The 25,582-nt window shown below is 49.8% G+C and carries 18 protein-coding genes; all 18 read right to left on the bottom strand.

Annotated elements, in window-relative coordinates; genetic code table 11:
- Positions 1-717: 717 nt before the first annotated feature.
- Positions 718-1,701 carry a carbohydrate ABC transporter permease gene (locus tag A7975_RS19705; protein ID WP_053374943.1) on the bottom strand — a complete coding sequence of 328 codons (984 nt, stop codon included), beginning with the start codon at positions 1,699-1,701 and terminating at the stop codon, positions 718-720.
- On the bottom strand, positions 1,698-2,591 hold the full coding sequence (locus A7975_RS19700) for a carbohydrate ABC transporter permease (RefSeq protein WP_065386210.1): 894 nt from the start codon (positions 2,589-2,591) through the stop codon (positions 1,698-1,700). The genes A7975_RS19705 and A7975_RS19700 overlap by 4 nt, the downstream gene beginning before the upstream one ends.
- Complete coding sequence (locus A7975_RS19695; protein WP_065386209.1) at positions 2,591-4,819, bottom strand: DUF5696 domain-containing protein; 2,229 nt, start codon at positions 4,817-4,819, stop codon at positions 2,591-2,593. The genes A7975_RS19700 and A7975_RS19695 overlap by 1 nt, the downstream gene beginning before the upstream one ends.
- Entirely contained in the window at positions 4,812-6,827 is a 2,016-nt protein-coding gene (locus A7975_RS19690) for a YIP1 family protein (RefSeq protein ID WP_065386208.1), read from the bottom strand. The genes A7975_RS19695 and A7975_RS19690 overlap by 8 nt, the downstream gene beginning before the upstream one ends.
- Positions 6,828-6,854: 27 nt before the next feature.
- Entirely contained in the window at positions 6,855-7,712 is an 858-nt protein-coding gene (locus A7975_RS19685; protein ID WP_082198309.1) for a carbohydrate ABC transporter permease, read from the bottom strand.
- A 4-nt stretch (positions 7,713-7,716) separates the two neighbouring features.
- A complete protein-coding gene (locus A7975_RS19680; RefSeq protein ID WP_065386207.1) occupies positions 7,717-8,688 on the bottom strand; it encodes a carbohydrate ABC transporter permease in 972 nt (323 codons plus the stop codon).
- Positions 8,685-11,636 carry an extracellular solute-binding protein gene (locus A7975_RS19675; protein WP_065386206.1) on the bottom strand — a complete coding sequence of 984 codons (2,952 nt, stop codon included), beginning with the start codon at positions 11,634-11,636 and terminating at the stop codon, positions 8,685-8,687. Before A7975_RS19675 ends, A7975_RS19680 begins: the two co-directional genes overlap by 4 nt.
- Positions 11,633-12,763, bottom strand: a complete 1,131-nt coding sequence (locus A7975_RS19670) for an ABC transporter ATP-binding protein (RefSeq protein WP_053374936.1) — start codon at positions 12,761-12,763, stop codon at positions 11,633-11,635. Before A7975_RS19670 ends, A7975_RS19675 begins: the two co-directional genes overlap by 4 nt.
- 293 nt (positions 12,764-13,056) lie before the next feature.
- Positions 13,057-13,908: an NAD-dependent epimerase/dehydratase family protein gene (locus tag A7975_RS19665; protein WP_065386205.1), complete on the bottom strand. Its 852-nt coding sequence runs from the start codon at positions 13,906-13,908 to the stop codon at positions 13,057-13,059.
- A 25-nt stretch (positions 13,909-13,933) separates the two neighbouring features.
- Positions 13,934-15,157: an enolase C-terminal domain-like protein gene (locus A7975_RS19660; RefSeq protein WP_065386204.1), complete on the bottom strand. Its 1,224-nt coding sequence runs from the start codon at positions 15,155-15,157 to the stop codon at positions 13,934-13,936.
- Between the two features lie 191 nt (positions 15,158-15,348).
- On the bottom strand, positions 15,349-16,407 hold the full coding sequence (locus A7975_RS19655) for a Ger(x)C family spore germination protein (protein WP_255314368.1): 1,059 nt from the start codon (positions 16,405-16,407) through the stop codon (positions 15,349-15,351).
- On the bottom strand, positions 16,394-17,473 hold the full coding sequence (locus A7975_RS19650) for a GerAB/ArcD/ProY family transporter (protein WP_053374932.1): 1,080 nt from the start codon (positions 17,471-17,473) through the stop codon (positions 16,394-16,396). Before A7975_RS19650 ends, A7975_RS19655 begins: the two co-directional genes overlap by 14 nt.
- A complete protein-coding gene (locus A7975_RS19645; RefSeq protein ID WP_065386202.1) occupies positions 17,466-18,800 on the bottom strand; it encodes a spore germination protein in 1,335 nt (444 codons plus the stop codon). The genes A7975_RS19650 and A7975_RS19645 overlap by 8 nt, the downstream gene beginning before the upstream one ends.
- 121 nt (positions 18,801-18,921) lie before the next feature.
- Positions 18,922-19,584, bottom strand: coding sequence for an HAD family hydrolase (locus A7975_RS19640; protein ID WP_065386201.1), 663 nt, complete (start codon positions 19,582-19,584; stop codon positions 18,922-18,924).
- A gap of 84 nt (positions 19,585-19,668) precedes the next feature.
- Positions 19,669-21,816 (bottom strand): carbohydrate-binding protein, encoded by a 2,148-nt coding sequence (locus A7975_RS19635; protein WP_082198308.1) that lies wholly within the window; start codon positions 21,814-21,816, stop codon positions 19,669-19,671.
- 295 nt (positions 21,817-22,111) lie between these two features.
- Positions 22,112-23,659 carry an extracellular solute-binding protein gene (locus A7975_RS19630; protein ID WP_053374929.1) on the bottom strand — a complete coding sequence of 516 codons (1,548 nt, stop codon included), beginning with the start codon at positions 23,657-23,659 and terminating at the stop codon, positions 22,112-22,114.
- A 56-nt stretch (positions 23,660-23,715) separates the two neighbouring features.
- On the bottom strand, positions 23,716-24,600 hold the full coding sequence (locus tag A7975_RS19625) for a carbohydrate ABC transporter permease (protein ID WP_065386200.1): 885 nt from the start codon (positions 24,598-24,600) through the stop codon (positions 23,716-23,718).
- Between the two features lie 34 nt (positions 24,601-24,634).
- Positions 24,635-25,561: an ABC transporter permease gene (locus A7975_RS19620; RefSeq protein WP_065386199.1), complete on the bottom strand. Its 927-nt coding sequence runs from the start codon at positions 25,559-25,561 to the stop codon at positions 24,635-24,637.
- Between the last annotated feature and the right edge of the window lie 21 nt (positions 25,562-25,582).

Genomic DNA, 25,582 nt, shown 5'->3' with positions numbered 1-25,582 from the left:
GCAAAACTAGCATCGTAAGCATCTACTTAAGTTTTGTGAAGCAAAACTAGCATCGTAAGCATCTACTTAAGTTTTGTGAAGCAAAACTAGCATCGTAAGCATCTACTTAAGTTTTGTGAAGCAAAACTAGCATCGTAAGCATCTACTTAAGTTTTGTGAAGCAAAACTAGCATCGTAAGCATCTACTTAAGTTTTGTGAAGCAAAACTAGCATCGTAAGCATCTACTTAAGTTTTGTGAAGCAAAACTAGCATCGTAAGCATCTACTTAAGTTTTGTGAAGCAAAACTAGCATCGTAAGCATCTACTTAAGTTTTGTGAAGCAAAACTAGCATCGTAAGCATCTACTTAAGTTTTGTGAAGCAAAACTAGCATCGTAAGCATCTACTTAAGTTTTGTGAAGCAAAACTAGCATCGTAAGCATCTACTTAAGTTTTGTGAAGCAAAACTAGCATCGTAAGCATCTACTTAAGTTTTGTGAAGCAAAACTAGCATCGTAAGCATCTACTTAAGTTTTGTGAAGCAAAACTAGCATCTTAAGCATCTACTTAAGTTTTGTGAAGCAAAACTAGCTTTCTAAATCTCTAATAACCATCTGTAAAATAAAACGAGCTCCGTACCTTCCCCTCAATGTTCGCTGTTCGCCATGCTATACAAGCCAGGCACCCTCGCCCGAACATCACCTCCCCGATCGGTTTCCTTTAAGAGCTGATTGCGGGTTACTCGACGATTCCCGTTCTTTCGATCCCGCTCACGAACCAGCGCTGCAAAAACATAAATACGATAATCGGCGGGAGGATGATGAGGAAGGCAGCCGCCATTTTGGTGCTTTCCGTAATCGGATTAACGATGGTGCGGGTATTGCCGAGCAAGGACGGATTCAATACTTCCTCCAGCATATCCAGCCTGATGGACAGCGGCGTAAAGCCCTTTGTTAAAAACATCGACGGCTCATAATACATGTTCCAGTACCAGATAAAGGAGAAGAGGAACACGACTAAGCACGCCGATCGGGCAAGCGGCAGCATAATGCCAAAGAACAATCTCGCAGTCGACGCTCCGTCCAGCTTCGCGGCTTCCTCCAAGCTTGGCGGCTGCGCCTTGAAGAACTGGCGGAAAATAAGGATAAACAACGCTCCCTTAAGCCCCTGTCCGAAAATAGCCGGAATGAGAAAAACAAAAATCGAATTCAGCAGCCCAAGCTTGCTAAAAATGACGTAAAGCGGAATGATGATGACCTGCGGCGGAATCAAAAAGGTTAAAATAATGAGCGCCGTAAAAAGTCCCTTGAACGGCAGCGCAAGCCTAGCGAGCGCATAACCGGTCATCGCGCAAATGACGACCTGTACGAGCGAGCATGTCACCGAGATGAGCGCCGTGTTTCTAAGCGCTTCTGGATATTGCAAGCCTTTCAGCGCTTTTGAAACATTTTCCCAAGTGATCTCGCGAGGAATCCACTTCACGGTCGGGTCCAGCAGATCGCTCATGTTTTTGAACATCGTGCTGACCATATAAAGAATGGGCTGCAAATAGAGATAAGCGACGATCGAGAGCAGCAAATAAATGACGAGCTTGGCAAGCAGACCGTCGGAAACGCTTCGTCCCATAATAAGCACTTTCGTTTTCTGCGCCCTGCGGCCCCAAAATACGCCTCTGACGCTTCGGCCCGCCTTCTCAAGCTCTGCTTTCATCGCGGTCATCATGAATGTACCCTCCTTGTCTTGAGGCTTCGGTTGAACAGCCATAATACGAGGGCGATCAGCGCGAATATAAGCCCGAAATAGATCCAAGCGAGCGCGCTGGCATAACCGTAGCCGGTATCGACCTTGAACATATTGTCCTTGATATGCTTTAGCACCGGATTCAGCGGGAATGTGAACAGATCGATGATCGTGTAGAGCACGTTCAGGCTGATAAAAGGCACGCATGCCGGCAGCGTAATTTTCCAAAAGCTGTCCCACGGCGAAGCGCCGTCGATGCGAACGGCTTCATAGATCGTCGGGGAAATCGTCTGGAAGCCGGCGATGAAGATCAAAATCTGCACGCCCGAATACCACAAAATAAGAATCGCTTTGCCGAGCACAGCCATAACCGTCTCCGCGAACTGTTTGCCTACATATTCCTCGACAAGCGGCAGCAAATTGTACTGCTCGAGGAACGGAATGTCGCCCGCTCCCTGCAAGAACAGCTCCGAGAGCACCTGCCCCGTTGCGAAAATAACCGGAAGAAAGAACAATGCCCGATAAATAAACCGTCCCGGAAACTTTTGATTCAGCATCAAAGCAATCAACAAGGCGAAAATAACGATGATCGGAACCATCAGCAGCATTTCTTGGATGTACGTAATTAGCTCAATCGGAAAAACGTTGTCCTTCAAGAATGCGTCGCGGTAGTTGCGGAATCCGATCCATTCGTATTTGAACCCTCCGACCGCTACTTGAACCTTGTTAAAGGACATAAATAGCGACCAGCTGATCGGAATCAATACGAACATCGCAAATCCGATCATCCACGGAAGCATGAACAGCAGGCCCATCCCGTAGCGTTTACTGAGATATAGGCGCTCTGCACGGCCTCGTTCCTTCGCTTGCATTATGCGCCATCCCCTTTCTCCACTACGAATGTTTTGCTGCCGTAATCGACGATGACGCGCGTGCCATCCTCATAAACGGTCGCAAACCGTTTGTCTGACAGCTTCTCATGGTTCACAATCCTTTGCGCAAACAAGGCTGACAGCGAATCAAACGCTTGATATTCCTTCTGAATCCGCTCCATCCACTTCTCGTATTGGCTGCTGAACAGAAAACCCGCAGACGTATACTTGAGCTTCCTTGAGTCGTCATGCGTCAGGAAAAACGAAGGAACAGCGCCGTATTCAATCGCCTTCAAAAATTCGGACTCCACGTCGTTGCGAAGATTTCCGTCTCCGAAGGAGTAAGACACATAGCCGTGCAGCGCAATCTGGTAAAAGGGAACGGTCTCGTCGACCATGAAATCGTAGCTCGATTCGTAAGGCAGGCCGGCAATATAATCAGTCTGCTGGGCAGCATAGTCGTTCCCGCGGTATACGCTGGCCGAGCCAAGCGTCTTCCTTGTATAAGCAAGCAAGCCATCATAGACTGCGATCGTATCCGAACGGGTCTCAATGCCTGACGGATCATAATCATGGAATACCATTTCCCCAATCCAGTTGAACAAAATGCCCGATACTCCGATTTCCTTCAGCTTCTCGATGGTCTGGTACGCCATTGCAACCGTACGCGCAGGCTTGCTGATGAACCAGCCCTCATCGATGAATACCGTCTCGTCAATGCCGCGAATTCCGTTCGATTTGCCCGATAGATTGGAGTTTTCCGAATCAATCCAAACAAAGTCGTCCTCGAACATCACGTCAATGTCTTCTTTGCGCATCGCGGATACAAAGTCCTTCGCAGCAGCCTCGCCGCCAAGCGATTCCTCGATCGGGAAGCGGTCGTACAGATCATAGTCGCCTTGATTTTGCCAGCCATAGTAAATGACTTTTAAATTGTCGACGCCCTGCTCCTTCAGTCCGTTCACGATCTTGGTCGCCTGAGGGAACGTAGTCGCGGCAATATACTTGATTTTGTTAAAGGCTTCGGTATAGTTGCCCCCCATAATTTTGAGGTAAAGAGGGATATGCTCTACCGGCTTAAGCTGCTCCTTCAGCTTGCCTGTCTCGGTCATGTAATCACGGTAGGCTTTTGCCATCCCGACGTAACCTGCGTCTTCTCCGTTTAAGAAGCGATACTCCACCTCTCTATCCGTGTCCAGCCGCTGCTTCTGCACCGCTTTCAGCGGAGCTGCCAGCCGGCTCATCCGATACAAATATTCCTCGCGGTATATCTGGTTGGAGAAAACATTGTAAAGCCCCGATTTGAGGCCTGGCGGCATAGCCGCAATATTCGCCGAAGCGCCTCCCTCCGTAAGAACCGCCATAAACGCATTGCTGCCGCGCTTCATGCCGAATACGGGATATGCGATATTTTCCCGTCTCTCACCGGAACGGCTCCAATTGCCCGTATTGGTCAATTCAAGCCCGTACACTTGATGAATGTAGCCTCTTGAGACGCCTGCGCGCTCGGTGTCAAAACGGATCAAGCCGCCAGGACCGTCAGGGACGAATATATAGCCGTCTTCCTCTGAAGTCGCTGCTCCAAAGTACGGCAGCAGATCAACCGTAAAGATCGCATATTCGCCGTCCTCCTTGATGCCCTCCGTCGGAATCCGAACCTTCAGCCCCTTCGGCGTAAGCTCGTATTGAATGGTGAAGCCAAGCTGGCGTTCGGGAAAAACATACGATACTTGAAGCCCATTCGACGTTCTGACCAGCGTGGACTGAACCTTTGGATCATTCGCGTTCAGAACCTCCCTGATCGTCTGATCCTTTCCTTGCGTCCTCACATAGGTCAGGACGAAGGGTGATTTCAAATTGGCGAGCAGTACGCCCTTCACGGTCTCGCTGCTTAGCTGTGCTTCCGTAGGATTGCTGCTCCATCTGTAGCCTGTGCGCTTATCCACCAGTGCAATCTGCGTGCTGGCTGGATGAATATATAGCGCAAAGTCGTCGCTTGCCAGCGCCTCGGCGAAACCGTCCGCGGCTGCCTGCGGCTTCCATGCTTCTCCTTCATAGAGGGGAGCACGGCTTGCCGCCGGCTCCTCGATTCCCGCATACTCCAGTGCCTTTGCCGGCGACAGCTCATCACCTTGCAGGAAAATAACGAGAATGAGCACGATAAGCACGCCAATCACGATTGCTGCGAGCTTTACTCGAAGGGAAGTGCGCTTGATGAGCTCAACCATAGAAGGTCACCTCCTTGTAAAGCTGATAGAAGAAGTCGTATAAATTGTAGGACAAACCAAACACGAGAAAAGCAAACAGCCAGATCGTGCCGATGGTGAACACCGTAATGGCGATATTTTTGAGCGTCTCCACAAAATCAAAATTATGAATGACCTGCGTCATGACGATCAGCATCACGCCCATCCACAAAAACATGATCGTGTTCAGCGAATCAACGATTACCCGCTCGTCAAGCGTGACGATATTCGAGAGCAGCAAGGTCGGAATGGAGAAAAACAGATACGGCGCAAGCGCATACGTGCTGCCTTGAATGACCTCTCTGAATTTCCCTTCCCCGTCCTTCACGCTGCAAACGAGATAATTGGCAATAATCCAGGTGATCCATGGAACCACGAACAAACCCAGGCTGCTGAATAAATTGATTTGCGACAGCTCCACGGGATGGAACAAAAAGCCCGTGTAATAAATCGTTCCGATCTTCACCGCTACCGTTGCCACCAAGATCAGAATAATAATCCAAGGCGCAACCCGCGCCTCCTTGAGCCGGTAAAAGCCATGGTAAGGATGAAGCATGACGTACCAAAGGTTTCGCAAATCGCCCAGCGGACGCTGCCATTTCTCCGGCAACGGCTTTCGCTCGAACCGCTTTCGAATCGCCCGCGAGCCGTATCTGAGCAATAGCAGAAAAGCTGCAATGGCGACTGCCAGCCAAATGAAATGCTGCTGTATGAAATCCAGCCGGATTTGCCAATAGGCTTTGGAATAACCTTTTGTATCAAAAGCTGTTTTTAAGAAGGACAATGCGTCCTCATGGTTGTTCTCATGCAAATACACTTTGCCCAGCCCTTGGAACGTGCCGTTGTACATATCATTGCGGGCATAAACCCGATCCCAGTAAGGCTTGCTCTGCTCATATTTGCCTTCCAAATAAAGAGCAAGCGCATTCATGACATCGCTTCCGAACTCGGTGCGAACAAATTTATGGATCGTTCCCGTCCGGCTGTCGGCGATCCAGACGCCATATTTGGAATCCACGCCGATGCTCGTCGGGAAGCCGAGAACGCCGTACTGCTGCGTTTCGTTGTCGATGAATCCAAATTCAAACAACGCTTCTCCATTTTGGTCATAAATGTTAATGCCGCCCGAAAACATATCGATGTTGTATAAGAAACCTTTTGAATCGCTCGCTACATCGACGATGCCATGACCGTTAACTAACGTTTTGTTTTTAAAGGCATCTACGCCGCCGGCATTCAGCTTCCGAATGGCTCCCTGTCCGAACCCCGCAGCCGTTGCCGTGAAAATAAACCCGTCGTCGTCGATGGCCACATTCGTAATCGGCCGCGGCAGGCTAGCCAGCTCCTTCGACAGCTGCTCCTTGTTGAGAATGAGCTTTTTCAGCCAATTGAGCACCGTTTGCTGTGCTTTGTTGGCACCGAAGAAGCCCATAAATTGCCCGGCATCATTCATCCGAAGCAGGCCTTGGTAGGAGGAGTTGAGGCTGACATACATAACGCCGCGCCTGTCGACAACAAGCTTGACAGGAACAAAATGCTCCCCCTCCAGAAAGGTCGATTCCGGCTTTTTGTACTCCCGCAGGAACGCGCCGTCCGCACCGAACACGGCAATGCGCTGATTGCCCGAATCCGCTACATAAACGAGCCCCTCCGGTGTGACGAACAACCCCTCGGGAGCGCTAAGCATCCCGGCTCCCTCTTCCTCGCCAATCGTCAGCAGAAGCGCTCCGTCATTGCCGAGCACCATTACTTTGCTTGCCCCTTTGTCAGCTACGTACACCTTATCGTCTGCGCCCACTTGCAGGTCAACCGGCTCGACAAAGCGCGCGCCCTTCGTTTCTGACGGCGTATAGATCGGTTGAATGCGCAGCCAGCTCGATTGGTTGCTGTCATAATAGGTAGTCCGGTAGGGCAGCTCCGCAAAAATCGCTTCTGGCGCGACAAGCATGGAGGTCGCCGCAAGAAGCAGGAATATTAGAAATCTCTTCATCGTCACGACTTCCTTTGCTGGTTTGAATTACTTAATTCCGGAATGTACCATCGTCTCCAGCACTCTCCGCTGGAAGAGCAAAAAGATAATCAGATTGGGCACGAACATGAGCAAGCCGGCCGCGGCGGCTACGTTTTGGCCTGATACGCTGTTCTGGAGCCCGCTCAATAAACTATTGACATAGAAGGCCAGCGTCCGCATCGTTTCCTCCTGCATGAACAAGGTGGAGGTTTCCACATCTCCCCATACGCCTTGGAAAGTAAAGATGGATATCGTCGCGATGGCGGGAGACGAAAGCGGCAGCACCATTTTCGTAAAAATGCCAAAGTGGCTTGCCCCGTCGATCTTCGCCGCCTCAAGCAGCTCGCCTGGAATTTGCGAAATAAAGCCGACCAGCATAAATACGGCGATCGGTGAAGCCAGCGCGGGCAAAATATGGCCGAAATACGTGTTGTTGATGCCGAGGCCGCTAATGATCAAGTATCTGGGTATGCCAACTGTCTCCGGCGCGAACATCAGGGATAACGTAATCAATGCCAAAATGAGCTGCTTGAAATGAAACTGGTATTTGGCAAGCACATAACCCGCCATCGTGCTGACGATAATGACGGTGCCGAGCGTTAGCCCCGCAACGATTAAGCTGTTGAATAAATAACGAGTGAACGGTACCGTCGCATTCGAAGCGTGCAAAATAAGCGACTCGAAATTGCGCAGCGTCGGATTTTGCACCAGAAACCGCGGCGGAAAGAGAAACAGCTCATTTTGCGGCTTGAACGCATGGTTCAAAATAAAGATGATCGGCAGCGACATGAACGCGGCAAGCGCGGTAAAAACCGTAATAAGGATGACCTGAAACGACGTTACGTTGCGAAGTTTTCGAATCATGGTTTTACAGCTCCTCCTTTGATCCGAACAGCCGGTAAGCAAATCTCATGGCGAAATAGCTGATGAGCAGCAGCATGACCGAGACCGCCGAAGCGTAACCGAGCTCAAAGCGGATAAACGCGTAATCGTCAATATGATTGATGATCAAATGCCCCGAGTAGGAAGGGGTAATCGCCATCCCTGTTAATTGGGTAGAAATTCCGCCTGCCTTCAACGTCCCGACGATCGACATGACGGCGCTGAACAGCATTTGCGGCTTCATCGAAGGAATCGTGATGTAGAAAACCTCCTGCAGCCTGCTGGATATGCCGTCGATGCGCCCCGCCTCGTATAGCTCCCGGTTTACCGTCTGCAGCCCGGCTAGCATCGCGAGAAAACCGACGCTAAAGCTGACCCAAAGCGATACGATGATCATAATGTTGAGCAAATATTTAGGGTCCTGCAGCCAGATGACCGGACTGTCGATCCAGCCCATATTCAGCAGGAAGTTGTTGAAGTAGCCGACGCGGTCGCCGCTGAACGTTGCAATCCAGACAACAGACAGCGCTACTCCGCCCGCCATCGACGGCGCATAAAACGCCAGCGTGTAATAATCGCGAATGCGGATCGGCAGCTGATGAATAAGCCACGCGAACAGAAACGCCAGAATATACCCGCCGGGGCCAACGATTAACGCGAACAAAAACGTATTCGGTATCGCTTTTGTTAGAAAGATAATGTCCTGCGTGAACAAGCTGATGTAGTTGTCTATCCCGATAAAATGAAGCGAGCCGAAGCCATCGTACGACGTAAAGCCTAGCGTCCCGGCCATCACGACCGGAACGACGATGAACAGCAGGAAACAAATCAGGAACGGGGCAAGAAACAGGTAGCAAAACGCGTCGCGCCTCATTTCCCGCCAAAATCGATTCCATTTCAAGCGGAGTGCCGATCCTTGCTTAGGCTTGGCTATTCTGGGAGAAAGCTGCGTATTCATCTCTGCGGTTCCTCCCATTCGTAAGGTTGTGTTATTTGCGGAATATGAAGATCGTCGTCAGCCGTTATGCCAAAATTGTTCTGTCTCCGGTCCATTTCACGCTGCAGGGAAAGCTGCGCCTGCTCAAGCGACTCCTGCGCCGGGATGCCTTCAAGCACGGTGCGGTTCCATGCGAACTCCATCTCCCTGGTCAGGAAATAATAGCCCGGCACATAAGGCATGTTTTTGGCCCAGCGCGCCTGCTCTTGGAGCGCCTTCAAGTCGTCGCTTGGCCAAGTGAGTGCTTTCATTGCATCAACGTTTGCGGTATTCCATCGGAATTCGATGCCGTAAAAGGATTCGATATCCTTCGCGTACTGCGACTGCACCTCTTCGGAGGTCCACCATTCAAGAAACTTCCAAGCATCGTCCTTGCGATCGCTCTTCTTCATGATCATCGCTGCGGAAATGCCTTGCGGCGACCACCTTTCCACCTCGCCGCTCGCCTGCTTGATGCCTGGCAGAGGCGCGATTTTCCAGTGGCCGGTTATTTCTGGCGCCGCGACAAGAAGCTGGACGTACGTGTTAAAATCCGCCACCCCGATCGGGATATCCCCGTCACGGAAATGCTGGAAGAAAGCCGGAATATCGATTGGAAGATTGTATTTCCGGTACAGCTCCGTCCAGCGTTTGAACGCTTGCTGGCCGGCATCGCTCGACAGCGTGCCCTTCAAGCCGTCCGTTGAGTAAGCCTCGGCCCCATTTTGGAAGAAAAGGGTGGAGAAGTCGCTCTTCGGATAGTTCATCGTCATTCCGTTCTCCTGCAGCGTCGGGAGCATATCGAACACGTCCTCCCAGGTGTCAGGCGCTTTCAAGTTCAAGCCTTCTAATATGTCCGTGCGGTAGAACAGCATCTGGAAGTTCTGCACCTCCGGCAGGCCATAGATGCCCCCATCGTAGCTGAGCGAACGGCCGACTCCGGGAATAAAACGGTCGAACACGTCTTTGAATCCCGGAAAACCAGACAGATCCTGTACGGCATCCCTCATCGCATAATCGGCTGGCGTAGATTCTCCTACCCCAAGCGCGATGTCCGGCACATCCCCTGCCGCATTTCCGAGAATGAGCATATTGGGATTGGTCATCAGATTGATGTTGACCTCGATTCCTGTTCTCGGCGTAAAATCCTGATCGACCATCTCGCGCAGCAGCTCGACGTAATCGCGTCCGCGCTGAACCCAGATCGTTAACGCTTCCTTGCGATTATGCTTGCGCGTGTCATAGTCCATGTAGAAGGAGCGCCCAAAGTCGGCAATGGAATACGGAACTCTCGAAAGCGTGCTTGCCACCTTCAAATTCGTTTCCGTTCCGGGCGTGCGCACCACGATGTAATCCAGCAGCAGCGGCTGCTGCGTCAGCGTTGCCATCCACGTTCCGATATTGTTTTGAATGGTGGAAAAGTCGTTGATTTTATTCGGAATTTCATCTACGTCTTTGTGCATTTTCTCCAAAATGGCAACTGAGCCCTTAATCGCTTCCGACAAATCGGAATCCTTTTTGTTCAGCCCGTTAATATAATTTCGAATATCGGTTAAGCGGGTGATAAAGCCCGCCATCTTTTGCTCCACATCAGGCTCCAGCTTCTTCATATCCCAAGTCCGCGTCGAGTCGATATTCGCGTCGAAGCCCGACTTGCTGTAATTTCCTGTTAGCAGGCGGATATGACGGTCGAACGCAGCGAGCTGGTCAAGCGTTTCTTTTAATGCCAGATATACCGGCTGAACCATCGATGAATCGGCGGTCATGCGGAGCGTGTGCGCTCCCTTCTCCAAATAGAAGAGCATCGGCGTTTTCTCGTTGTCCGCAAGCGCTCCGATCAAAAATTCCTTATTGGTCGGAATGCCATAATGAAGCAGCTCTTGAAACGGTGTTTTCCCGTCAATGGAAACCGTGCGGTAAGCCTCGAAGCCGTTCCGATAATTCTGGAACGTTTTTAGATCGATTTCATACCAGCCGTTCTCCGGGACGGTAAGCTTCCATTCCACCCACTCGCCAGGCAAGCGCCAGCGCTGTCCGCCCAGTACGTTGTAAGTAATCCGCCCTTTCGGATCTGGCGAAATGTGGGGCTCCGACCAAAAATCGGTCTGGATGGCGAGGCTCGACTTACGCTCGAACTGCTCCGCCTCAATGATGCTGTACCAGCTTGGCTGCGCTTCGACCTCCGGATGTAAGCGCTTGTAATTTTCATAGCTAGGAATGGCTTCCTTTGGCTTGAAGGAGATTGCACGAATGGCAACTGACTCTCTTTCCCCAACGATTCTGAGCGTGTGCTTCCCCTGCTCCAAGCGATAGAGCACAGGCTCGGATGATGCGGAGAAAATAGCTGCCGCTTTACTGCTCCACTCCGAAAGCTCCGATTGGGCAGGCCGAATCTGTTGGCCAATTGTATTGCGGTCATACGGGTACTTGGAATCCTTCCACAGCCGCTCAAGCTCGATTCGCTCCGATTCCACGAATGGATACTTGCCGTCGATTTGCACGCCGCGGACGACGGAAGCGTTGCCTCCCTCAAGCGGCTTGTACTCAAAGTGCAGCTCATACCAGCCGCCCTGCGGCGCCTCGAACGCCCACTCGACCCAGCCCTGCTCATTTTCCCAGCTCAGTACAGTCTCGCCTTGCTCGTTGCCGGTTTTCAGTACCGCTTCCTCGGCGGCTGCCGTATATTCAGCAGGTGCAATCGCAATAGGCTTCAGGCTGTCATCTGTGTCAGCAGCTTCCGGGAATTGAAACATCAGCTTGGCATAAGGCAGCGCCTCCGCTTTGCTCTCGAAGGAGAGCAGCTTCTCCGTACTCACGGAGGTCGCGTGAAGGATCGGTTCGCTCGCTGTCATCCAGCGGATGACTCCAAACACCAGCGCCACCGCCACAAGGAGACGAAGACCGATGCCGAGCATCCTCATCCTCTTCATCCTTCCTCTCCTCCGGCCGCCAAGGATACGCCCGTTTGCTGATCAAAGAAATGCACCTTGTTCATATTGAAGCCCATAACGAGCTTCTCTTCCTTGACAAACACCATCTCCGGCTCCGTTCTGCCAATGACCGTGTTCTCTCCCGCCTTCACATACACGTACGAGTCGGCTCCCGTCACTTCCGACATCAAGACCTCACACCGGACGTATTCATCCTCCAAATCGCCTGCCGTCTCACGCTTCAAGCTTACATGCTCGGGCCGCACGCCCAGCACGCAGTTGCGAAGCGATCCGCTTCTAATGGCAAAATGCTCATAATAGCGCTCAGGCACAAGCAGCTTCATCCGCTTATTGAGGAAATAATAATGCCCTTCCTCCAAGATCAGGCTGCCTTCTACGAAATTCATCTGCGGCGAGCCGATAAATCCGGCAACAAATAAATTTGCCGGTTCATCATACAGCTGCCTCGGCGGAGCTACCTGCTGAATGACGCCATCCTTCATGACGACGATTCTAGTCCCCATCGTCATTGCTTCCACCTGGTCATGCGTGACGTATACCATCGTCCGCTTGAGGTCGCTTTGCAGCTTGATGATCTCTGCCCGCGTCTGGGCACGCAGCTTGGCGTCGAGGTTCGACAGCGGCTCATCCATGAGAAAAACTTGCGGCTCCCTTGCGATGGCCCTGCCGAGAGCTACCCGCTGCTTCTGCCCGCCTGAGAGCTGGCTCGGCTTGCGATCAAGCAAATGCGAGATTTCCAATATTTTCGCAACGCGGTTTACCCTTAGCTCGATTTCATGCTTGGCTGTCTTGCGAAGCTTCAGCCCTAGCGCGATATTTTCATAGACGGTTAGATTCGGGTACAGGGCGTAGTTCTGAAAAACCATCGCGATATCCCGATCCTTTGGCGAGACGTAATTGACGAACTTCTCATCGATGTACAAATCCCCTTCGGTGATTTCCTCAAGCCCAGCCAGCATTCTCAGCGTTGTTGATTTGCCGCAGCCGGATGGACCGACGAGCACCAGGAATTCCCCCTCCTCAATGGAAAGGTGGAAATCGTTGACCGCCGGACGAGACTCCCCTTTGTAGTGCTTATATACATGGCTGAACGTAATGCTTCCCACCCTCACTCACCTCTCATGACGTATTTTTCTTCCTCTTGCTATCATTAATGTTACCGCATCCAGACAATGGCAAATATGAGACGATATTTTCTTTTGCAGTCAAAAATTAGCTTCTATGGGTACAAAAATACCGATTTGAATTGTTTTTTTGGTAAACGCTTTCTTTTTAGGCAGGTGGATGAGGGGGCCGCTCATTTGGCGTGAGAAAAAGATCCTTTGCCTAAAACCTCAAAAAAAAGACCATCCAAAAAGGTCATGCCAGACCTTTCAAGATAGTCTCACTATGAATAACCTCACCTCTGCTGCGTCTCCACGTGATCCGCCCACGAATGAAGGGGACGCCAATCCAATACATCCTGCGCCAATTGGTTGCTGACGACGGCAGCGCGGCCTTCAAACACCGCTCGGCGATCGGTAACCTCTGGGTAAAAGCGGCTCACCAATCGCTCCGTCTCCCAATTGCACAACGTATCGCTGCTCGTAATGTTGAGACAGATCGCCCCGCGATCCTCAACTTGAAGAGACGCTATGCATGCGCTGACGGCATCCCGTATATCGATGTAGCTCCACAAAATATGCTTGAAAACCTCAGGCTTATCAGTCGCGAGATGCTTATATTCCTCAGGTTTCGTAATCATCGAGAACCGGAGCGAAATGACCTGCATGCCGTTTCTCCGATCGAACATGGCAGCAGTCTGCTCATTGACTATTTTGGATAGGCCATAACATTCCTGCGGCTGCTGCGGATGATCCTCATCGAGCGGCAAATAATCCGGCGCGAACGGTGTCGGCGCCCATGCGAAGCCATAGGAAGACTCGCTGGAGCCCATGACAACCTTCCGTATGCCGAGAATCGATGCCGCTTCCAAAATATGATATCCCGCAACCGTATTGTTAGCGAAAATATATGGGTAAGTATGAACCAGCGGTGCCGGAATAGCCGCCAAATGCACAATCGCGTCTGCGCCATGAAGCGCGGATACGACCTGCCCGAAATCGGTCAAATCTACCTTGATTTGCTTGCAGCGCAGCTCATTTGATCTCTGGTTATCCAAGGAGACAACCTGATAGCCCTGCTGCTGAAGCTCCTTAATCAGCTGCGTTCCCAGCTTGCCGCTCCCGCCCGTGACAGCGATCGTTTTCATGATAAAAAGCACCTCCGTAGCTATTTTATGGGCGCACTAACGTGCCGTCCGCCTTACGGTCAAGATGATAAGGATTATGATAAACGGACCGATTCCAGTCCTCGCCAACGAGCAATTGCGCTTTCAATTCATCAAGCTCGATTCCAAGGCCCGGCTTGTTCGATGGATAGAGGTAGCCGCCTTTTCTAACGATATGTCCCTCAAAAGCATCCAGCTCCTCCGCCCGAAAATGATTGACCTCCTGGATGCCGAAATTCCAGATCGCCATATCCAGATGCACCGCTGCCGCTTGATTGACGGGATCGTTTTCTCCGCCCTCCTGCCAAGCGGTCCGCACGCCAAAAGCCTCGCATAACGCCGCGATTTTGCGGCATGCGCTTATGCCGCCAGCCTTCGAGACGCGAACGCGGATGAAATCGATCAGCCGCTCCTTCACTAGCTCCGTCCACTCCTGCGGATTGACGAACAGCTCGCCAACCGCCTGAGGCGTAGCGCTCTGCTGGCGCAGCTGGCGGTACCAGCCGATCTGCTCCGGCGCCAGCGCATCCTCAAGAAAGAACAAACCATAAGGCTCCACTCGCTTCGCCAGCTGTATCGCATTAATAGGCGAGAGATGCTCATGCACGTCATGCGTGAACTGAACGCCCATGCCAAAAGCTACCCGCAGCTGCTCGAACATGCTTGGGATTGCATTCAGGTACGCCTGCTCATCAAATACCGGACCTTTCGTCCATGCGCCCTCTGGCAGGTTTGCTTTATCGCCATTAATGAAGCCGCCCCCGCCATACCCGCCCATCTGGACGCGAATGACCGAATAGCCCTCTTCCATGAAGCGCTGCACGTCTTCCTTCAGCTCACCAATATCCGCGCCGCCCGCATGACCGTAACACGGGACGGCCGCACGGCTTGCCCCTCCTAGCAGCTGATAGATCGGCAAGTTCGCTTCCTTGCCTTTAATATCCCATAATGCCATATCGATGCCGCCGATCGCGGTATGCAATATCGCGCCGTTCCTCCAGTAGCCGCTCATATACATCGTCTGCCAAAGATCTTCTATGTTCGCGGCATCCTTGCCGATCAGCAGCGGCGCCAGAAGCTGCTCAATCACCTGCACGACAGCCTCGGGATTATAAATGTCCGAGGCGGAGCCGATTCCATATAAACCGTCTTGGTCTGTCTGCACCTTCACGATCGTCCAAGTGCCGTTTTTTCGCGTACGAATGCATTTGATACCCGTAATTTTTGCCATGCTCCCACCATCCCTTGTTTTGTCATGTTTAGTGTAAGCCAATCGCGCTGCGTTCCAAATGAGGCATCTATAAATTTTATGTCCTATTATTGTCCTCTTTTCTCTCACCCCTCCGGGCAAAAAAAAGGATGATTCCAAGATGCGGCTCTCCGCTCCCCAAAATCATCCCTATTTCTATACTCTTCGCTTTATTACTTCATATTTAGAAATCCTGTATTTTCAATAATCGCATCCACTTGAAGCTCCAGCTTAAGTTCGGAATAATATTTTGTTCGCCAATTTTTGAGCTCTGCTCTCGATAGTTCACTCCGAAAATATTGGCCTGTCCCTAAAATATCTGCGCCGCTCTTTTGAAGCTTGGCAAACATCTGGTCGAACCGCTGCTTCACCACGTCTTCAAGCTCCTGCTTAATCGTCTCGGTCGTAGGATTGCCCTTCGTTTCCAAAATGACGACCTTTAATTTTAGATTGCTTTTCAAAATCGGCATGCTGTTTACCATCAAACTTTTATTCGTTATCGAATTGCTAATGATAAGTACGCTTGCATGGTTGCTGACTTCGATTTTCCCTTGTGTGCTTTCTCCGTTAAAAGCGTTGAACAGCAGCGTTTCATCCGGATTGATTTGCGCGACCATTTTCCCGTTTTTCACGACTGCTGCACCTATATGCTGAACGACAGTCGTTTTTCCCGACCGAATGACCGGGATCGCTACATCCCGCGTATAGGAGTGAATGCTGCGGTATACTTCCCACACCCGGGTAAGCGCAATTTGCGGATTCCAGCCTGCATTTTTTTCAAAAAAATCATACAGCGCCGTTCCCTTGGGCTCCATACTTTGCGTCGCAGAAGTAAAAAAATGATCCATATCATCATCGCATATTGCGATAAGCGTCTTGGTAGATACATCCCGTCCTCTCATAAAATCAGCGATGATATCATCCAAGCCCTTCTGCGCATACTTTGTATCCACAAGAATGACCTTCACGTGCAGCAAATCTACATGATCCTCCAAATTCGCACTGATTTTATCCACCGCGTGATTGATCGTTTTCCCTGCTCCGGTAACAATTTTCGTTTTTGTCGTATTCCCGCTTGGTACAGGGATTTGCAGATAGATGAGGTATTCGTTCTCTTTCATCGTGACACCCATTACAACAGGCAATACCCGGTGGTTGATATCTCGGTTATCCCAGCATCCGCTTAGGAAAAGAACGATGCAGACGGCAATTAGCGATCTAAGCACTCTCATCTTTATACATCCTTCTGGAACGAAGCCCTAGAAATAAAACGGAAAAAGGAATCGCGAATAATACAAAAAAACGTAAAAACGTATTCCACATCATAAACGACTGAACTTCCTGCCAATTCAAAATCATTAAGCAGCATATATAAATCGTCGCGGATACGGCAATGACAATATAATTTAGTTTAACTTTAGGCATGGTCCGGTTTAAAATACGGCTGACCTCCCACAGCAGCATGGAAATAAACAACATCGTAAACGTAATTAGGCTCAGCAGCAAAAAAATCGTTACCCGGTCAAACATCAGCCAATTGATATGGATCGTGCTGACAAGCATAACGAATGGAAATTTGAACGTTGAAGCGGTCGCCTGTCCGAAAGTAAGAAGGGGGAGGTAAATCGACAAAAAGAAAAACGGTACGAGCGCCGCCAACGATATCATCACTTTTTTGCGCTGAAAAGAGAAAAACGGCTGCACGAAGCCAAGAAACAGAAAGTTCCCGGCAAATGCAGAAAAGCTGTTAAGATAGGCTGGCTTTGTCAAAAACGAAAAGTCGGTCCGGAATAACGGAAACAAATAGCGGAGGTCTACATTTTGAAACGATATGCTGGTCGTGAATAAGATCAACGGAAGAAATAAAATGGCTAGCAGCAATCCCGTCCGAAAGATTGCATTCACCCCGTTTAAAGTGATATAGGTTGAAATGGCAATAAGAAACCCCATAATCGCCCACATCGGCGTATCGGCAAGAAATACAAGGGTAGTGATCTCAGCGAAAGCCCGTACCGTAATGATGTTGACGAGTATCAAAAACAGCACAAGCGGCAATAAAAAAAGAATGGCTGCCCACTTGCCGACACCCAAGTAAATACTGATGATATCCTGTTTTGGAAAATAGCTTAGCCCCTTCATGTAAGCCCAAACGACAATCATATTGACGGCGATCCCTAATGTTATGGCAACCCAATGACCCTCCGTTGTGCTTGCGATAATATCAACAGGATAGAAAAAAAACACAAACCCTAGTTGAGTCAGACCGTACATCAGCACGACATGATAAGATCTATCCATTTTCGAATTCACCCTTTTTCATACTAAAATTCAAATATGAAATACCAAACGTAGTGAGGCTGGCGAGGTAGGCGCTTAATATAACCAAGCCTCCCAGCAGTCCGAGAACCCCATAGATGGCGCTTAAAATGACGATTAAGTATTTGAACAGACGGATCGAGAGCGAATTTTGAAAGCCAACCACTGTAGAATTCGCTATCGTCGTAGCTGCAAGCACGATAATGAGCAAATTGCTCACGAGTCTTGCCGTTACGACCGCTTGTCCCAAAATAATGCCTCCTACCATCGTGATCGTTGGACCGATGCTTTTGGGCAGCCTTGTACTCGCTTCAATAATTAATTCCAGCACGACCAGCATCAAAATAATTTCAACGATCGCCGGATACGGCACGCCTTCGCGGCTTTCGGCAATGTTTAAGGCCAGCTCTATCCTTAATACCTCTGGATTCACGGCAACGAGAGCCACATACAAACCCGGAGCAAGCAGCGTTGTCAGTACGCCAATCACCCGCAAAGCGCGAATGACTATCGTTAAAGGAATCGGGTAATTCCGGTCATTTTCGAGCGCAAACATATCCCAAAGCAGATTTGGGAGCACTAGCGCAAAAGGAAATCGATCGATAAATAGCACGACTCTTCCTTTATTCAATGCAATGGCTACCTCTTGCGGCAGTTCAGTCGTATTGAATTTTGGAATGGCTGACCATGAGGAGAAGCCCATCATTTTCGCAAGGTTTTGCAAATTATTAATTTCTCTATGCAAGTTGGCTTCGATTTGGTCTATTACTTTGCTGACAAGCTCAGGATCGGAATTATGGTCGTCATAAATAAGCGAAAGCTTCTTTTGCTGATCGTCTCCTGCCAAAAACGATTTTACCCGGACATGCTTTGACGTAATCTGCTTCCTGACGATCCCGATATTCGTATCGATATCCTCGATAAACGAGCTCATCGGCCCTTGAAGCACGTTCTCATTCGTAGGGGATTCCACCGTCCGATTTAAGACAATAGGGAACGGATCGACAATGGCACAGCTTCGTTCATTCTCGAAAAAAATAATCATTTTGCCCCCGACAAACAAGGTAAGGGCTTCGTTTATATCTATTTCTCTTACCTCTCCGGATAGCGCCATGATGTCCGCTAACGTTTTTGGCGCAGGATTAGCGTTGTCTACATTTTTTCGCAATGCTATTTTTGTGCTGACCAAATCAAACAGCGATGTAAAACCGAGCAAAACTACGGGTTCCCCGTAAATCTTGTCCGGTTGCATGAGGAAATCGTCATTTCCACCAAACCGCTCCTTTACTTCCTGCAGAAAAACATCCATATCCCGCTTCTCCTTATGTACAATTATTCCATCTTACGATTGTCCCCTCCTCGGTGCTTTATATACTAAAAAAGGAGCGCCCTATGAATAAGGACACTCCTTTGCTGCGTTGCAGCTGGATTTAACCGCTGGTTAGCCGCTCCATTACAAACTGCTGAAACTCCTCGGCCGAATCAAAAATACGCTCCGGCTGGATCCGGTAATGCTTATCCTGTACCACTGCCATCCACTGTGCCGCGAAGGTTCTTACGCCAGCCTCTTCGCCCGCTTGCATATCATCATTGCTGTCGCCTACAAAAATAGTCTGCTCGCGCGCCCAGCCAAGCGCGCTCAAAATCTGATGAATGCCTTCAGCCGAAGGCTTGCGCTTCTGCACATCGTCACCGGTTACGATTTTATCAAAGCCCACGTCCCAGCCTAGTTTGTCCAGCGAAATATCCAGCGTGCGCCGAGATTTTCCTGTAAATAAAGCTACTCCAAAGCCCGCCTGCCGAAGGGTGCTAAGCATCTGCGCAATCGCCACGTTTCGCTCCACAAGCTCCTCATGATGCTGCTCATAGTCTGCTAAAAACTCATTTATCGCCGTTTCAACCTGCTCCCGATTCGCCAAATGCCGCTCGATGATCTGCAGCTCCGTTGGTCCCGCCATCGCATAAATATCCTCAATCGACACTTCCCGGTTGTCATGCCTTTGGAATACGCCAGCACAAGCCTGATACATTACCGGCCAAGTATCGGCAAGCGTCCCGTCAAAGTCAAAAATAATAGACTTAATCTCCTGCATAAAAAATCGCTCCTCTCCCGTTGCTTTCACTCTCCATTATAAGCCAAAAAGGCGCTCCTGCTAGAGGAGCGCCTTACTTGCTATTTATTGATGGCTAGTCGGGTGATTCACGGTAAGCGGTATTTCATTATTGAACAGCCTTGCAATGTCGCCGGTCAGCCGCAAATAAAAATCGGAGGATACGGCGACGCCGTCTGCATCCAAGGTAAGGAAATATTGATTGTTTGGAATCATCGAGCTGTTTTCCGCCGCTTTGGCAATCGCCGTCGCTTCGTCATACTCGTCAAACATCGCAATGTAACCCGTGTTCACGCCGAGGCTCTTCAAATTATAAGCCTGACGCCACATAAAATCGCCATGAAGCCGCGGAATTTCATTAACGGGGCCATTTTTCATGTTTTTCCAAGCAAAGCCCGGCCAAATAACCGGCTGATACACGATGCCATTTTGCTGTGTAAATGCATAATCGGGCTGCCATTGATTGGTCTTGTAATGATCGGCTCCCGCAAGCTGGCTGAACCGTCCGACAAACCACGGAGACAGCATATCAAGCGATTTGTACACATCAAGGAAACCCGGCTTCGAATCGTTGTCGCCATTGCGCCAATGGGTAGGCACTCCGCCGATGACGTAATAGCCTTGGTTCTTAAACCAAGCGATCAAGTCCGCGGATTCCGCTGCTGTTCCCGGCCGGTCGGTAAAGCCGATTCCCCAAATACAAATGACAAGCTTCCCGTCCTGCTTGGCGTAAGCCGACGAGGAGGTCAGATTCATCGTGCCGACTACATTGTTCGTAAAATCATTTTTGACCGCATTGACCCATTGGTTTGGATCAAGTCCCGTAATATCATACATGACATAAAATTTGCGGCTGTATGCTTCTGCTGCATTTTTCACCTTAACGGCTACGCTGTCGCGGTTCTGGTTCCAGCTATTCGGCGCATAGTTCGCATCCGCTCCAAACCTTTGAAGCGCCGCTCCGCTGATGTTGTACGTCTGCATCCATTCAAAATGCTTGTTGACCGTTTCCTGATCATAAGAAGAAAACAGCTTAGCTGGCTGGCCGTTGCCCAAATTGCCCAGATTCGTCTGATAAAGCTTGGAATATTCCCGTAAGTCCGGATACATCTCGAAATTCACGTTCGAATTCGCCGTAAGGTTATTGTTGTTTTTCGACCAGTGCGTCCAATTGTTAAGCGGAGAGCCGTCACCGCCTGCGGTGAACCAGCCTTGATAGCCGGCAAATATTTTGCCGACCACATCGCCGCCAAGCGAAGCGGCTGCGAACTTAAACCACTGCACATTAAACAGATTTCCGGCTCCGCCGGTAAATTTCAAATACAGATTATGCACTCCGCTTATCGTCGATATCGCGCAGTTTTTCGTAGTCCAGGATTGCCAGCCGCCCGTGCTCGTCACCGCGCATGTGCCTGCTAACGTACCGCTCGCGCTATCCAGCCTTATTTCGATATTGCCGCCGCTCGTTTGACTCGCTACGCGCAGCGCGACCGAGGAGGCGCCGCTTCCGAAATTCACATTATCGAAAGCGATGTAATCCCCGTTATCCACGAAGGCAACATTTTGCCCGCCTTCGCTGGAGGCTTCCAATTGCGTGCCGAACTGGCTCGTAAAGCTGGAAGCCGCCGTTTGAGCAAAAGCCGAGAAAGAGCTCGGCGCAGCAGTAGGCTGCATCGTAGCAGTTGGAGTCGGCGATGGTATCGTTGCCGGTCCATATACTTCCAGCTCGGATAGCTGACCGCCGCTGGCCCCCGTATTTGCAGTGATGCTAATTTTAATGTATCGCGCGCTCGCGCTGGCAAAATTAATCGTCACCGCATTGGTGCCCGCGCTAAATGAATAGGCAGTTGAAGCAGCGACCGTGCTGTAAGCGATGTCGTCGCTGCTCTTCTCCACCGATAAGGTTTGCGAACGTGCTCCCCATGTCGCCGGAAGCTTAAGTACAACTTGATTGACGGTCTGGCTGCTGCCGAGATCCACTCTGACCCAGCTCGGATAGCTGTTTGCCGCTCCCTCCCAATAGGTGCCTTGATTGCCATCGGTAACGTTAGAGGCTGCATAGCTCTGGGTATGGCTGCTTTCCGTTACGCTTTTGTTTAGCGCTAGATTCGTAGCTGCGGAAACCTTGGATGAAGAAAACGAAAGCTGCGTGGAAATAAGTGCAAAAACAAGCAAAGCGATTACGTACGCTTGATTCCTTCCTTTTACCATCATACTTGCCTCCTCATTGATTGGAATGATAGAGAAACAAAAGCCTGTCGTTCAATTGGTCGATCCTACCACCTCCCTCTCTGCTTTTGTATTGTCAAAAAAAAAGAGCCTGGTCCCGGGGGACCAGGCTCGCGGATTAAGGCTGCCTTGCGGTTTCAGCTTGCTGTTGTCGCCTTGGTAAAGCTTAGCTTGAACGTATGCGTATTCCATATTAAGAAAATGTATTCGCTTACATTATGATTCAAAGGAGAAGCCTCCCTTTTTTAATAGCAGGTCGGCTTCTCATGTGGTGTGCGTATTATTTTTTGGCTGCAAGGAATTCATCGATTTGTCTTTGCGTTTCAGCGATGATGACGTCAAGGCCGTTTTTCTTTTGAGTTGCGATATAATCGGCTACCGCTTTCTCAACATCTTTGACGACGCCAAACTCAATCGGTCTGTTCAGCTCATCGTTTGCCGTGTCGCGTTTGGCAATTTCATTTTTCATATTGTCTTCCGCGATGAACAAGCCGTCAATTGGAGAGTTTACGTTGTTAGGCTTGCTAGCAAACTCAGCTTCCTTCAGCCAGAAGTCCTTGCCGTAAGTCATAGTCGGACGCATGAATTGCGGCTTCCAGAATGCCCATTGGCCGCCCCACTCCATGTAATTGCTCGTTGTCGTTTCCATGCCTTCTGGATACTCGGCTGTTTCACCGTTCAATACATAGGTTTTGCCTTCGATGCCGTATTGCACAAGGTCATACAGCGTTTTATCAGTTTCCATCATATCGAGGAAGCGAAGAACGCGCTCTGGGTTTTTGGAATTGCGGTTGATCGCAACGACGTTGGCAAGAGCGGTACGGTTAACGAAACGTTTGTCAGGATAAAGCTCGGCAGATTCCATTTTGAACGTCGGATCAGAGAAACCTGGATTTGCGCTTACCCACTCATGCGACGTTACGGTAAACAGTTTTTTGCCGTTTCTCCACTCAGCCGCTTCATCCGATTTATCAATCATAGCGTCGCGGTTGATGAGGTTATCGTCATACCAAACCTTGGCAAGCTTCGCAGCTTCAAGATAGAAAGGCTGCTGCTCAACCGGTTTAACCGTAATTTTATCGTCGCTCAAATAGAAGCCGAGACCGTGGAAGTTAAGGTCAACCCACTCATCACGAATCATAATGAGCGAAACGGGCGGCGTGCGGGAAATTCTTTCGTTTGGATACGCTTTTTTGAGCTCGCGCAGCAATCTGTCGACATCCTCAATCGTCTTGATGGAGCCCGCAGGAATATCAAGGCCTGCTTTCTCTACAAGATCGGAACGCCAGCCGGTAAACTTGCGCTCATTCATTTTCATCGTCCAAGGAAGACCTACGATGTTGCCGTTAACTGTTGCTGCAGCCAGCGTTCCCTGCTCCTCGTACTTTTTGTGCAGATTTGGAGCATACTCCGGCAGCAAATCGTTCAGCGCCATATAGGAACCTTTTGCGGCCATTTGCTTGTACGACAGCCAGTCGCCGTCGAAATTCATATCCCAGTTATCGCCGGAAGCAGCCATAACGAGCATTTTCTCTTTGAAATCGCCGAACGGGATAAAGTTAATATCAAACTTTACGTTAAGCCCTTTAGCCTTCACGTATTCGCTGACCTTGGACCAAACCTCGTCCGTAGCCGCTTTTTTATCCCCGCCAAAATAAAACTTAAGCGTAACTTCATCCTCCTGCTTCTCCCCTGATGCATTCGAAGGCGCATTCGTTGCCTCATTGCTTGGGGCATTTCCGTTGTTTGAGCTGCACGCTGCCAGAATAACGCTAAACAGCATAATGACGGCAATAAGTAGCGGCAGTTTTGCTCTGCTTTTTTGCATGTAAACCTCTCCCCTTAGCTTGTGATTTATATACTACACGGCTGATGCCGACATAGTCATCCTTTTACAGCGCCAACCATCAAACCTTTTACGAAAAACCGTTGAACGAACGGGTACAAGAAAATGATTGGCCCGATCGTAACGACCGTCAGCGCCATCTTGATCGATTCCGAAGGAATCTGCGCCGATATTCGCTGCATGGCCGACGCGTTGCTCGAGCTCTTCAAAAATTCCACATTGGATATGAGCGTTCGCAGCAGCAGCTGGAGCGGTTGAAGCTCCTGCTTATCGACGAACATGAGGCCAAGAAACCAGTCATTCCAGTAGCTCAGCGCTACGAACAATCCTACTGTGGCAAGTACCGGCAAAGAGAGCGGCGCAATGAGGCGGTAAAAGATTTTAAAATCGCCCGCTCCGTCCATCTTCGCGGATTCATTCATGTCCTCGGGTATCGATAACATAAAGTTTCGGATGAGGAACATATTGAACGCATTGGCGAGCATCGGTAAAATAAGCGCCCAAAGCGTATCTTTCAGATCCAAATATCTGACGCAAATGATGTACCAAGGCACTAGTCCGCCATTGAACAGCATCGTAATAATGACGTAGACGGACAAAATATTCCGGTACTTAAACGACCGCCTCGCCATGACGTATGCGCCCATGCTTGTGACGAACAGCGACAGCACCGTGCCCGCTACCGTTACGAACAAGCTGACGCCATAGGCATCAATGATGCGGGTCGAGCCGAGAAACAGAATGCGATAAGAGTCAAACGTAATGCTTTTGGGCCATAACGTATACCCATAATCCATAATGTCCTTCTCCGTGCTAAGCGAGCCCGAAATAACCATAATGAACGGAAACAGGCAGGACAAGCTGAACAGGGAGATGGCTACAATGATGACAAACTGTGAGATGGAAAACTTTTTCGCAAGCATATGGATGATCCTCCCTTGATGTAAAATGACGTTTTTAGAATATCGCCGAATCCTTGTCTATTTTGCGAGCTGCATAGTTGCTGCCGATAATAAGCACGAATGCGATAATCGATTGCAGGAAGCCCGCCGCAGATGCCATTCCAATATCTCCAGATTTGCGCAAGCTGCGATAAACGAACGTATCGATAACGTCTGTCGTCGGGAACAAGAGAGAAGCATCGCCAACCATCGCGTAAAACATCCCGAAATCCGCATTCATAATTCTTCCCACCGCAAGCAGCGTTAAAATGATAATCGTAGGCCTCAGCATCGGTATGCTGATGTAGCGAATTTGCTGCCATCTGGTCGCTCCGTCGATGGAAGCCGCTTCGTAATACGAATTATCGATTGACGTGAGTGCCGCCAAATAAATGATTGTTCCGTAGCCTGTAACCTTCCACCGCACCGCGATGGTTAGAATCAGCGGCCATAGGCCGGCTTCGCTATAAAAATCGATCGGCTGCATGCCAATCGTTTCAAGGAGACGATTGATCGCCCCGCTCTCGAAATTCATGAGATTGTAAGCGAACACGCCAACGACAATCCATGAAATGAAGAAAGGCAGGAACGTTAACGACTGCGTTACCCGTTTAAAATATTTGTTCCTAATCTCGTTAAGCAGGAGTGCAAATCCAACCTCGAACAGCAGCCCCACCGTAATGAACAATGCGTTTAGCAGAATCGTGTTTCTCATCGCCCGGAAAGCGGTGGAGGAGGAGAACAAATACTCAAAGTTGTTCAGCAGCGGGTCCATCCAATCGCTGCCGAAAATTCCTTTGGCAAAGTCAAAGTCCTTGAAGGCAATGACCAGCCCTGCGAGCGGCAAGTAATTAAAGAGAAAAAGGAGCGTCGCTACGGGCAGGAACATGAGCAGCAACGTGCGATTTCTAAGCAATTCCCGAATGACTCCATTAGATTTCATATCAATTTCCCTTCCCCATAT

It is taken from the genome of Bacillus sp. FJAT-26390, from assembly GCF_001682865.1.
Classification (GTDB): Bacteria; Bacillota; Bacilli; order Paenibacillales; family Paenibacillaceae; genus Pristimantibacillus.
Note: the sequence above shows the minus strand (reverse complement) of the source record. Positions and strands in the feature narration are given on the sequence as shown.

Excerpts from the sequence above, each read along its gene's own strand:
- A7975_RS19690 (WP_065386208.1), bottom strand. The coding sequence starts at position 6,827 with ATGAAGAGATTTCTAATATTCCTGCTTCTTGCGGCGACCTCCATGCTT.
- A7975_RS19620 (WP_065386199.1), bottom strand. The coding sequence starts at position 25,561 with ATGAAATCTAATGGAGTCATTCGGGAATTGCTTAGAAATCGCACGTTG.
- A7975_RS19685 (WP_082198309.1), bottom strand. The coding sequence starts at position 7,712 with ATGATTCGAAAACTTCGCAACGTAACGTCGTTTCAGGTCATCCTTATT.
- A7975_RS19660 (WP_065386204.1), bottom strand. The coding sequence starts at position 15,157 with ATGGCAAAAATTACGGGTATCAAATGCATTCGTACGCGAAAAAACGGC.
- A7975_RS19635 (WP_082198308.1), bottom strand. The coding sequence starts at position 21,816 with ATGATGGTAAAAGGAAGGAATCAAGCGTACGTAATCGCTTTGCTTGTT.
- A7975_RS19665 (WP_065386205.1), bottom strand. The coding sequence starts at position 13,908 with ATGAAAACGATCGCTGTCACGGGCGGGAGCGGCAAGCTGGGAACGCAG.
- A7975_RS19675 (WP_065386206.1), bottom strand. The coding sequence starts at position 11,636 with ATGAAGAGGATGAGGATGCTCGGCATCGGTCTTCGTCTCCTTGTGGCG.
- A7975_RS19630 (WP_053374929.1), bottom strand. The coding sequence starts at position 23,659 with ATGCAAAAAAGCAGAGCAAAACTGCCGCTACTTATTGCCGTCATTATG.
- A7975_RS19645 (WP_065386202.1), bottom strand. The coding sequence starts at position 18,800 with ATGGATGTTTTTCTGCAGGAAGTAAAGGAGCGGTTTGGTGGAAATGAC.
- A7975_RS19680 (WP_065386207.1), bottom strand. The coding sequence starts at position 8,688 with ATGAATACGCAGCTTTCTCCCAGAATAGCCAAGCCTAAGCAAGGATCG.
- A7975_RS19700 (WP_065386210.1), bottom strand. The coding sequence starts at position 2,591 with ATGCAAGCGAAGGAACGAGGCCGTGCAGAGCGCCTATATCTCAGTAAA.
- A7975_RS19640 (WP_065386201.1), bottom strand. The coding sequence starts at position 19,584 with ATGCAGGAGATTAAGTCTATTATTTTTGACTTTGACGGGACGCTTGCC.
- A7975_RS19655 (WP_255314368.1), bottom strand. The coding sequence starts at position 16,407 with ATGAGAGTGCTTAGATCGCTAATTGCCGTCTGCATCGTTCTTTTCCTA.
- A7975_RS19705 (WP_053374943.1), bottom strand. The coding sequence starts at position 1,701 with ATGATGACCGCGATGAAAGCAGAGCTTGAGAAGGCGGGCCGAAGCGTC.
- A7975_RS19695 (WP_065386209.1), bottom strand. The coding sequence starts at position 4,819 with ATGGTTGAGCTCATCAAGCGCACTTCCCTTCGAGTAAAGCTCGCAGCA.
- A7975_RS19650 (WP_053374932.1), bottom strand. The coding sequence starts at position 17,473 with ATGGATAGATCTTATCATGTCGTGCTGATGTACGGTCTGACTCAACTA.
- A7975_RS19625 (WP_065386200.1), bottom strand. The coding sequence starts at position 24,600 with ATGCTTGCGAAAAAGTTTTCCATCTCACAGTTTGTCATCATTGTAGCC.